The organism is Streptosporangium sp. NBC_01469 (assembly GCF_036227305.1).
GTDB lineage: Bacteria > Actinomycetota > Actinomycetes > Streptosporangiales > Streptosporangiaceae > Streptosporangium.
In genome coordinates this window covers 5217125-5227404 of record NZ_CP109465.1, presented here as the reverse complement: position 1 = coordinate 5227404, position 10280 = coordinate 5217125, and the positions used below count along the sequence as shown (strand labels likewise).

Genomic DNA, 10280 nt, shown 5'->3' with positions numbered 1-10280 from the left:
CCCATCGTCAGTCACAGATCAGGAGTCGATCTCGTCGCTCAACGCCATGCGGATGAGGTCGTCGGCCGCCATACCGTCGAACTCGTCGGCCTCGTCGTGGTCGTCGTCGTGCGTGCCCGGCTGCTCCGAGGGGGCGCCGGCCAGTTGCAGCAGCGGGCCCAGCAGTCCCGACCGGCGCAGCCGGCTGATCGGGATGGAGGCGAGCGCGTCCCTGACGGTCGTGTCCCTGCCGTCGTCCACCGGCCCCGTGGACGTGCTGACGGCCAGCTTGCTCCGCAGGTGGCCGGCGAGCGCGTCCGGCGTGGGGTGGTCGAACACGAGCGTCGGCGGCAGGGAGAGTCCGGTGGCCGAGGCCAGCCGGTTGCGCAGTTCCACCGTCATCAGCGAGTCGAAGCCGAGCTCCTTGAACGGCCGCCCGGGGTCGATGCTCTGCCTGCGGTGGTTCGCGACCGTGGCGATCTGCGCGGTGACCAGCTCGACGAGCCTGACGTGCTGCTCGCTCGCGGTCAGCCCTTCGAGCCGGAGCACCGGTTCTGTGGATACCGGCGTACGCGGGGTGTGCCTCGGCACCCCCCGGAGCAGGCCTTCGAGCACCGCGGGTGCGGTGTCCTGCTCGCGGAGCCCGGCCAGGTCCAGCCGGATGGGCATGACGCACGCCGCGTCCACGGCGTGGGCCAGGTCGAAGAGCCCGAGCCCCTCCTCGCTGGGGAGCGGGACGACCCCGATGCGGCGCATCCTGGCGAAGTCGGCCTCGCCCAGCTGCCCGGTCATCCCGCTGGCCTGGCCCCACAGTCCCCAGGCGAGCGCCGTCGCGGGAAGTCCCGCGGCGCGGCGGTGAACGGCGAGGGCGTCCAGGAAGGTGTTGGCCGCCGCGTAGTTGGCCTGCCCCGGACCGCCGAGGATCCCGGCGGCGGCGGAGAACAGGGTGAACATGGACAGGTCGTGGTCCCTGGTCAGCTCGTGCAGGTTCCAGGCGGCGTCCACCTTGGGACGCAGCACCGCCTCCAGCTGCCGCGGGGTCATCGTGGTGATGACCGCGTCGTCGAGCAGGCCCGCCGCGTGGACCACGGCGGTGAGCGGATGCTCGGCGGGGATCGAGCCGAGCAGGTCCGCGAGCGCGTCCCGGTCGGCGGCGTCGCAGGCCACGACGGACACCTCGGCACCGAGCCCGGCGAGCTCGTCGGCCAGGGCCGCCGCCCCTTCGGCGTCGGGGCCTCGGCGGCTGGTCAGCAGCAGGTGCCTGGCTCCGTGCCTCGTGGTGAGGTGCCTGGCCAGGAGGGCGCCGAGCGTGCCGGTGCCACCGGTGATCAGGACCGTTCCCCGCGGATCGAGCAGGGGCTGACGCTCCCGGGCCGCCGTCGCGGGCAGCCTGGCCACCTGCGGCGAGTAGGCCCGCCCCTCGCGGAGGGCGACCTGCGGGGCTCCGGTGGCCAGCACGCTCGCGAGCACCTCGCGTGACAGCGCCCGTTCTCCGACGCCGCCAAGGTCGTCGAGGTCGACGATGGTGATCCGGCCGGGATGCTCCGCCTGGGCGACCCTGAGCAGACCCCAGCAGGCCGCGTGGGCCAGGCCGGTGACCCGGTCGCCGGGCAGGGCCGCGACCGCGCCCCGCGTGACCACGACCAGGTGGGGCGAGCCGAAGGTCTCCTCGGCGAGCCAGGACTGCACGAACCCGAGCAGGTCCGCCGTGGCGGCGCGGGTCGTCGAGGCGAGATCCTTGGTGACGGCCCGGGGCAGCGGCGCGAGATCCGCGGTGCCGTTCCGGAGTGCCGGCTCCGGGTCCGTGGCGTCCGACGGGGTGAATGCGACGACGACGTCGGGGACCCGCGAGCCCGAGGCGATCGCCTCGCGCAGGGCGGATACGCCCGCGTGGTGCGCCGCGCCCGGCAGTTCGGCACCGAGCACCGCCCAGTTCCCCTCCCGGGGGGCCGGGGAGAGCGGCAGCGCGCTCCAGTCGACGTGGAAGAGCGACTCGTGCTGAGGCGCGGTGAGGGAGGCTCGCAGCTGCTTCTCCGAGATGGGAAGCATCACCACCGACTCGACGGAGGCGACCAGCCGGCCCGACTCGTCGGCGATGGCGATGGTGGTCCCGCCGCCCTCGGGCACCGACATCCACACCCGCAGCGCGCGGGCCCCGTGCGCCCGCAGGTCCACGCCGCGCCACGTGAACGGGATGCGCGGCCGTTCGCTGCTCTCGTCGGGGTCGGCGACCAGCGCGGTCAGCTCGTCGGGGATCAGGTCGGCGCCGAGCGCGTGCATCGACGCGTCCATCAGCGCGGGATGCAGGTCGAAGGACGCGGAGCCGACCTCGTCGAGCAGCCGTACCTCCGCGAAGAGGTCATCGCCCCGCCGCCAGGCCAGGCGCAGCGACTGGAACGACGGCCCCCAGGTGTACAGACCCCGCTCGTTGTGGCGCGGGTAGAACTCGCCGGTGTCGATGGGCACCGCGTCCCGTGGCGGCCATTCCAGCAGCTCGGCGGGAGCGGGCCTGGCGGACACGTCTTCGGCGGGGGCCAGCACGCCCCTGGCGAGCCCCACCCAGGGCTGTCCGGGTTCCGTCGCCCGGCAGCGCAGGGTGAGCGGCCGAGAGGCGTCCTCCCCCGGGGCACCGACTCTCAGCTGGATCTCGAACACCCGGTTCTCGGTGAGTACGAGCGGCAGCTCGTGGGTCAGCTCCGCCACCCGCGCGCAGCCGAGCTCCCTGCCCGCCCACGCCGCCAGCTCGACCCAGGTGGTGCCGGGCACGACCACGCTGCCGAGCACGTGGTGGTCGCCGACCCACGGCTGCGAGCGCTGCGACATGCGCCCGAGGAACAGCACTCCCGAGTCGTCCAGATCGATCCTCGACCGGAGCAGCGGGTGGTTCACGGTGCCCGCGCCGCCGGGCGCGTCGTCCGCGGCGAGCCGGAGCCAGTAGTGGCCGCGTTCGAAGGGGTAGGTGGGCAGCTCCGCGGGGCGGGCGCGGTGCCCGGCGTGACAGGAGGCCCAGTCGACGGGGATACCGAGCACGTGGGCCTTCGCGAGCGCGGTGACGACGGTCGCGGACTCGGGCTGTCCCGCCCGCATCAGCGCGACGAACCCGCCCGGGACGCTCTGCTGCGCCAGCGCGCTGAGCACGGCGTCCGGTCCCAGCTCCAGGTAGGTGGTGACGCCTTGGCCGTGCAGCGTGCGCAGGCCGTCGTGGAAACGTACGGCCTGCCTGGCGTGCCGCACCCAGTAGTCGGGCGAGCGGAGCTGCGCCTCCGTGGCGAGCTCGCCCGTGACGTTGGAGACGATCGGGATCGAGGGGGCCGCGAAGGAGAGGCCGGCCACGACCTGGCGGAACTCCTCGCTCACGGCGTCGAGGTGCGGCGAGTGGAAGGCATGGCTGACCTTGAGCCTCGTCGCCTTGCGTCCGGCGCCCGCCCATCGGGCGCCGACCTTCTCGACCGCGCTCCGGTCGCCGGAGACGACGACCGCCGACGGGCCGTTGACCGCGGCGATCGACACCCTGTCCTCAAGCCCGGCCAGCGACTCGCGGACCTCGTTCTCACCCGCCTGGATCGCGATCATGGCGCCGTCGGCCGTGATCCGCTGCATGAGCCCGGCCCTGGCGGTGATCAGTGTCGCGGCGTCGGGCAGTGTGAGCACGCCGGAGACGTGCGCCGCGACGATCTCGCCCACGGAGTGCCCGATGAGGTAGTCGGGCCGTACGCCGTGGTGCTCCAGCAGCCGGTGGAGCGCGACCTCCAGGGCGAACAGCGCGGGCTGCGCGTACTCGGTCCTGCCGAGCAGCGCCTCACCGGGGCCGAACAGCACGTGTGCCAGGGGGTGCTCAAGGTGCGGGTCCAGGTGTCGGCAGACGGCGTCGAAGGCGTCGGCGTACACCGGGTTGCCCTCGTAGAGCTCCCGGCCCATGCCCGCCCGCTGGCTGCCCTGGCCGGTGAAGAGGAAGGCGGTCGCACCGGGCGGTACGGCGGCGGCGCCGAGTACGACGCCGGGTCCCCGCTCGCCCTCGGCCACCAGGTCGAGGGCCGCGAGCAGCTCCGCCCTGGTGGCGCCGACCACCACCGCGCGCTGGTCGAACACCTGCCGGGTGGTCGCGAGCGCGTGGCCGACGTCGGCGTCGCTCAGCCCCGGCTCCCCGGCCAGGTGGTCGGCCAACCGGCGTGCCTGGGCCCGCAACGCCGTCTCCGACTTCGCCGAGATCGGCCACGGAACGACCGCCGGCCCGGCACCGGAGACCTCGGGTGCCGGAACAGGCGCCCCGGCCTGTTCGAGGATGACGTGCGCGTTCGTGCCGCTGATGCCGAAGGAGGACACGCCCGCCCGGTACGGCCGTCCGGTCTCCGGCCACGGCGTCGGTTCGGTGATCAGCGAGACCGCGCCCGAGGTCCAGTCGACGTGCGGGGTGGGCCGGTCGACGTGCAGCGTCGGGGGAAGCAGGTCGTGGCGCATGGCCATGACCGTCTTGATGATCCCGGCGACTCCGGCCGCCGCCTGGGTGTGGCCGATGTTCGACTTGAGCGAGCCGAGCCAGAGCGGCCTTCCCTCGTGCCTGTCCTGGCCGTAAGTGGCCAGCAGCGCCTGTGCCTCGATCGGGTCGCCGAGTACGGTGCCCGTGCCGTGCGCCTCGACCGCGTCCACGTCGGAGGGGCGCAGACCCGCGTTGGCCAGCGCCTGGTGGATCACCCGCTCCTGCGAGGGCCCGTTCGGCGCGGTGAGGCCGTTGCTGGCGCCGTCCTGGTTCATGGCGCTGCCCCGGACGAGGGCGAGCACCCGGTGGCCGTTGCGCTCGGCGTCGGAGAGCCGTTCGAGCAGCAGCAGTCCCGCGCCCTCGCCCCAGCCGGTGCCGTCGGCGGCGGCGGCGAACGGCTTGCACCGGCCGTCGGCCGCCAGCCCGCGCTGGCGGCTGAACTCGACGAAGGCTCCCGGGCTCGCCATCACGGTGACGCCGCCGGCCAGTGCCAGCGCGCACTCGCCCGACCTGAGCGCCTGGGCGGCCAGGTGGACGGCCGTGAGCGACGAGGAGCAGGCGGTGTCCACGGTGACGGCGGGCCCGTGCAGCCCGAAGGTGTAGGCGATCCTTCCGGAGGTGACGCTGGAGGCGTTGCCGGTTATCAGGTAGCCCGCCGCCTCCTCCTGCGGGTGGGCCAGGCCGCCGCCGTACTCCTGCGACCAGGTGCCCACGAACACCCCGGTGTCGCTCTCCCGCAGGCCCGCCGGGGTGATGCCGGCGCGTTCGAAGGTCTCCCAGGCCAGTTCGAGCAGCAGCCGCTGCTGCGGGTCGATCGCGAGGGCCTCGCGCGGGCTGATGTCGAAGAAGCCGGGGTCGAACTCGGCGGCGTCACGCAGGAAGCCGCCCGTCCTCGCGTAGGTGGTCCCGGGGTGGTCGGGGTCCGGGTCGTACAGCGCGTCCACGTCCCAGCCCCGGTCGGTGGGGAACTCCCCGATCGCGTCGACCTTCTCCGACACCAGCCGCCAGAGGTCCTCCGGTGACCGGACGCCGCCGGGGAGCCTGCATGTCATGGCGACCACGGCGATGGGGTCGTCGTCGGCCGCCTCCCTGGTCGCGGGGACGGTCCGCGCGTCCTCGTCACCGGCGAGCCTGGCGAGCAGGTGCCCGGCCACGGCCGTGGGCGTCGGCCAGTCGAAGGCCAGCGTGGTGGGCAGTGCCAGCCCGGTGGCCGTGACGAGCCGGTTGCGCAGCTCGACGGCCATCAGCGAGTCGAAGCCGAGCGCGCGGAACGGCTGGGCGAGGTCGAGGCCGTCGGCGGTGGCCGCTCCGGCGACGGCCGTGGTGTGGGCGCCGACGAGCTTCACGAGGTGCTCGTGCCGCTGCGCGGCCGTCAGCTCGGTCACCTGCCGCCGCAACTCCGAATCCGCGCCGGCCTCGGGGCCGGCCGCGGGCCTCGTCTCCGAGGGGATCTCGTCCAGCAGCGGCCGGGGGCGGGCGACGGCGAACGCGGGGGCGAACCGCGCCCAGTCGACGTCCGCGACGGTGACGCACGCCTCGTCGTCCGCGAGTGCCCGGTGCAGCGCGCTCATCGCCGGTTCGACCGGCATCGCGCGGATGCCGTACCTGCTCAGGCCGCCGGTCACACCGGCCTCCGCTCCCATGCCGGCGCCCGCCCACAGTCCCCAGGAGACGGCGGTGGCGGGAAGCCCCAGCCCGCGCCGGTGCTCCGCCAGGGCGTCGGCGAACGCGTTCGCCGCGCTGTAGGCCGCCTGGCCCGCGCTGCCCCACACGCCCGCGATCGAGGAGAACAGGACGAAGGCGTCGAGCTGGTCGGTGCCGAACAGGTCGCTCAGGTGGCCGGCCGCCGCCGCCTTGGCGTTGACCTCGGCGAACTCGGCGAGTGTGGTGCCGATGATCGGCGTGTTCTGGTTGACGCCCGCGGCGTGCACCACCGTCCTGATCGGGCCGTGGTCACGCCGGACCCGCGCCACGAGCGCGGCCAGCTCGTCCCGGTCGGCGGTGTCGCAGGCGGCGATCGTGACCGTGACACCGAGCCGGGTGAGCTCCAGCCACAGTTCCTCCGCGCCGGGCGCCTCAGGGCCGCTCCTGCTGACCAGCACCAGGTGCGTCGTGCCCGCCCGCGCCAGCCAGCGCGCGACGTGCGCGCCCAGCGCGCCGGTGCCACCGGTGATCAGCGCGGTGTCCCGCGCCCTCCATTCCGGTACGACGGAGCCGCCACGCGCCGCGGGGACGAGCCGCCGGGCGAACACCCCCGAGGCGCGGATCGCGAGCTGGTCCTCCGGCGTTCCGATCGCCGCGCGCAGGCGGCCGAACGCCTTGGCGTCCGCGGTCTCCGGCAGGTCGACGAGCCCGCCCCACCGCCGGGGGTGTTCGAGTCCCACGACCCGGCCGAAGCCCCAGACCTGCGCCTGCGCCGGGCGGCCGAGCCGGTCGAAGCGGCCCGCGCGCACCGCGCCCCGGGTGATCAGCCACAGCGGTGCCTCCCCGCCCACGTCGTCGAGCGCCTGCGCGAGCGCCAGGGTGGCCGCCATCCCGGCGGGGACGTTCGGGTACGCCGGATGCGGGCGCTCGTCCAGGGCGAGCAGCGACAGCACCCCGGCGACCTCGCCCCCGGCCCCGTCTCCCGCCTCGCCTCCTACCTCGTTCTCGGCCCGCAGCCGCGCGGCCAGTGCCGTACGGTCGTCGGCGTCGGTCACCACGATCCGCCGCGTGTCGAGACCCGCTCCGGCCAGCGACGCCGTCAGGGCCGCCACCCAGGGGTCCTCTGCGTGCGCGGCGGGGACGAGCAGCAGCCAGATGCCGGTGGTACCGGCCGGGGTCCCGGGCCGGGCGGCGGGAACGGGTCGCCACACGACCTGGTAGCGCCATCCGTCCGCGAGATCCTGTTCCCGCCCTCGCCTGCGCCAGGCGGCCAGCGCGGGAAGCACCGAGGTCAGCGCCGCCCGCTCCGTGTCGTCGATGCGCAGCGTCTCGGCCAGCGGCCCCAGATCGCCCTCGTCGACGGCCGTCCAGAACGGCCGCGCCCACCGGTCGGCGGCCTGGCCGGTCCGCTTCGGCGACAGCCAGTAGCGCGTCCGCCTGAACGGGTAGGTGGGCAGGTCGATCCGCCGCCCCTCGTGGACGGTTTCCGCGTTGACGGACACGCCCTGGACCCGCGCGGTCGCGACGGCGGTGGCGACCTGCCGCGCGTCGTCCCTGTCGCGGCGGAGCGTGGGGATGGCCGAGGAGCTGCCGACCAGGCCCGCCAGCGTGCCGTCCGGGCCCATCTCCAGGTAGACGCCCACCCCGAGCTCGCCCAGGGTCAGCACCCCCTCATGGAAGCGGACCGGGTCGCGGACCTGCCGCACCCAGTGGTCCGGGTCGCGCAACTCGTCGGCACCGGCGATCCGGCCGGTGCGGTTGGTGACGAGGGGAATGCCCGGAGCGTTGAAGGTGAGCCCCTCGACGGCCCGCCGGAACGCCGCGAGCATCGGGTCCATGTGGTGGGAGTGGAAGGCGTGACTGACCTGGAGCCTCCGGGTCCGGTATCCCCGCTCGGCGACCGCGAGCGCGAGGGCCTCGACCGCGGCCTCGTCGCCCGAGACGACCAGCGAGTCCGCGCCGTTGATCGCGGCGACGCTCACCCCGTCGCCGAGGAGGGGTGCGAGCCGGTCCTCGGGGATGCGCAGCGAGACCATGGCGCCCCCCTGCGGCAGGGCGTCCATCAGCCGGGCGCGGGCCGCGACGAGCGTGGCGGCGTCGGCGAGGCTGAACACCCCGGCGACGTGGGCTGCGGCGATCTCCCCGACGGAGTGCCCGAGCAGGAAGTTCGGGACGACGCCCCAGTCCTCGAACAGCCGGTAGAGCGCGACCTCCAGGGCGAACAGCGCGGGCTGGGTGAAGCCCGTCCTGTCCAGCCGGGCCCCTCCCGACCTGATCACCTCGGCCAGCGAGCGGCCGAGCAGCGGGTCGAGCAGGCCGCACACCTCGTCGAAGGCCTTGGCGAACACGGGGTGGGTGTCGTAGAGCCGGCCGCCCATCCCGGCGTACTGGCTGCCCTGCCCCGCGAAGAGGAAGGCCGTCTTGACCGGGGCGTCGCTCCGGCCGTGTACGAGGTTCGGGGCGGGCCGCCCCTGGGCCAGGGCGGTGAGCCCGGCCAGCAGTTCCGCGCGGTCGTCGCCGACGATCGCGGCCCGGTGCGGCAGCGCGGTCCTGGTGACGGCCAGCGAGTGGCCGATGTCGGCCACGGCAGGCTCGGGGACGGCCGTCGCGAACTCCAGCAGCCGCGCGGCCTGGTCCCTGAGCGCCTCCTCGCCGTGGGCGGAGACGAGCCAGTGCGTGGGCCCGCCGTCAGTGCCCTCAGTGCCGTCAATGCCGTCGGCGGCGTCGGTGCCATCGGGGGTATCGGCGGCGGCGCCGCGCTCGCGCTCGGGCTCCGCCGGGGCGGCCTGTTCGAGGATGACGTGGGCGTTCGTGCCGCTGATGCCGAACGAGGACACCCCGGCCCTGCGCGGGTGCCCGTTCTCGGTCCACGGCCTGGACTCGGTCAGCAGCGCGACCGCGCCCGCCGTCCAGTCGATGTGCGCCGAGGGCTCCTCCACGTGCAGCGTCCTGGGCAGGACGCCGCGCCGCAGGGCCTCCACCATCTTGATCACGCCCGCGACGCCGGCCGCGGCCTGGGCGTGCCCGATGTTGGACTTGACCGTGCCCAGCCAGAGGGGCCGGTCCGCCGGCCTGCCCTGCCCGTACGTCGCCAGCAGCGCCTGGGCCTCGATCGGGTCGCCGAGCACGGTGCCCGTGCCGTGCGCCTCGACCGCGTCCACCTCGGCCGCCGCCACCCCGGCGTTGGCCAGCGCCTGCCGGATCACCCGCTGCTGGGCGGGGCCGTTCGGCGCGGTCAGGCCGGTCGACGCGCCGTCGGAGTTCACCGCGGAACCGCGCACCAGCGCGAGCACCCGGTGGCCGTTGCGCTCGGCGTCCGACAGCCGCTCGACCAGCAGGACGCCCACCCCCTCGCCGAGCCCCGTGCCGTTCGCGCCGGCGGAGAACGCCTTGCAGCGGCCGTCGGGCGAGAGCCCGCGCTGGCGCGAGAACTCCACGAGCAGTCCCGGCGCGGACATCACCGTCACCCCGCCGACGAGGGCGAGCCCGCACTCCCCGTTGCGCAGGCCCTGGATCGCCAGGTGCAGCGCGGTCAGCGACGAGGAGCAGGCGGTGTCCACCGTCACCGTCGGCCCTTCGAACCCGAAGGTGTAGGCCAGGCGGCCCGAGGCGACCGCGGGCAGGTTGCCGGTCAGCAGGTAGCCCTCCACGGACTCGGGCCCGTCCTGCATCCTCGGCCCGTAGTCCTGCGCCATCACGCCGGCGTAGACGCCGGTCCGGCTGCCGCGCAGCGACCCGGGGTCGATTCCGGCCCGCTCGAAGGACTCCCACGCGACCTCCAGCAGCAGCCGCTGCTGCGGGTCCATGGCGAGCGCCTCGCGCGGCGTGATCCCGAAGAACTCGGCGTCGAAGGAGTCGGCGTCCGGCAGGAAGCCGCCCTCTCGCGCGTACACCGTGCCGTGCCCGTCCGGGTCGGGGTCGTACAGGCCTGAGTCCCATTCGCGGCCCGTCGGGTACTCGCCGATCCCGTCGCCACCGGAGGCGACGAGCCGCCACAGGTCCTCGGGAGAGCGGACGTCACCGGGGTAGCGGCACGCCATGCCGACGATGGCGATCGGCTCGGCGGCCCGGCCCTCCAGGTCCCGCACCCGTTGGTTGGCCCGGCGCAGGTCGGCGGTAACCCACTTGAGGTGTTCCAGCAGCTTGTTCTCGTTATCCATCAGATCCTCACTCAGCCCGC

At 74.6% G+C, this 10280-nt stretch carries 1 protein-coding gene; it reads right to left on the bottom strand.

The window, feature by feature from the left end; all coding sequences use genetic code 11:
* Positions 1–18 precede the first annotated feature (18 nt).
* Entirely contained in the window at positions 19–10260 is a 10242-nt protein-coding gene (locus OG587_RS22995) for a type I polyketide synthase (protein ID WP_329093494.1), read from the bottom strand.
* Positions 10261–10280 lie beyond the last annotated feature (20 nt).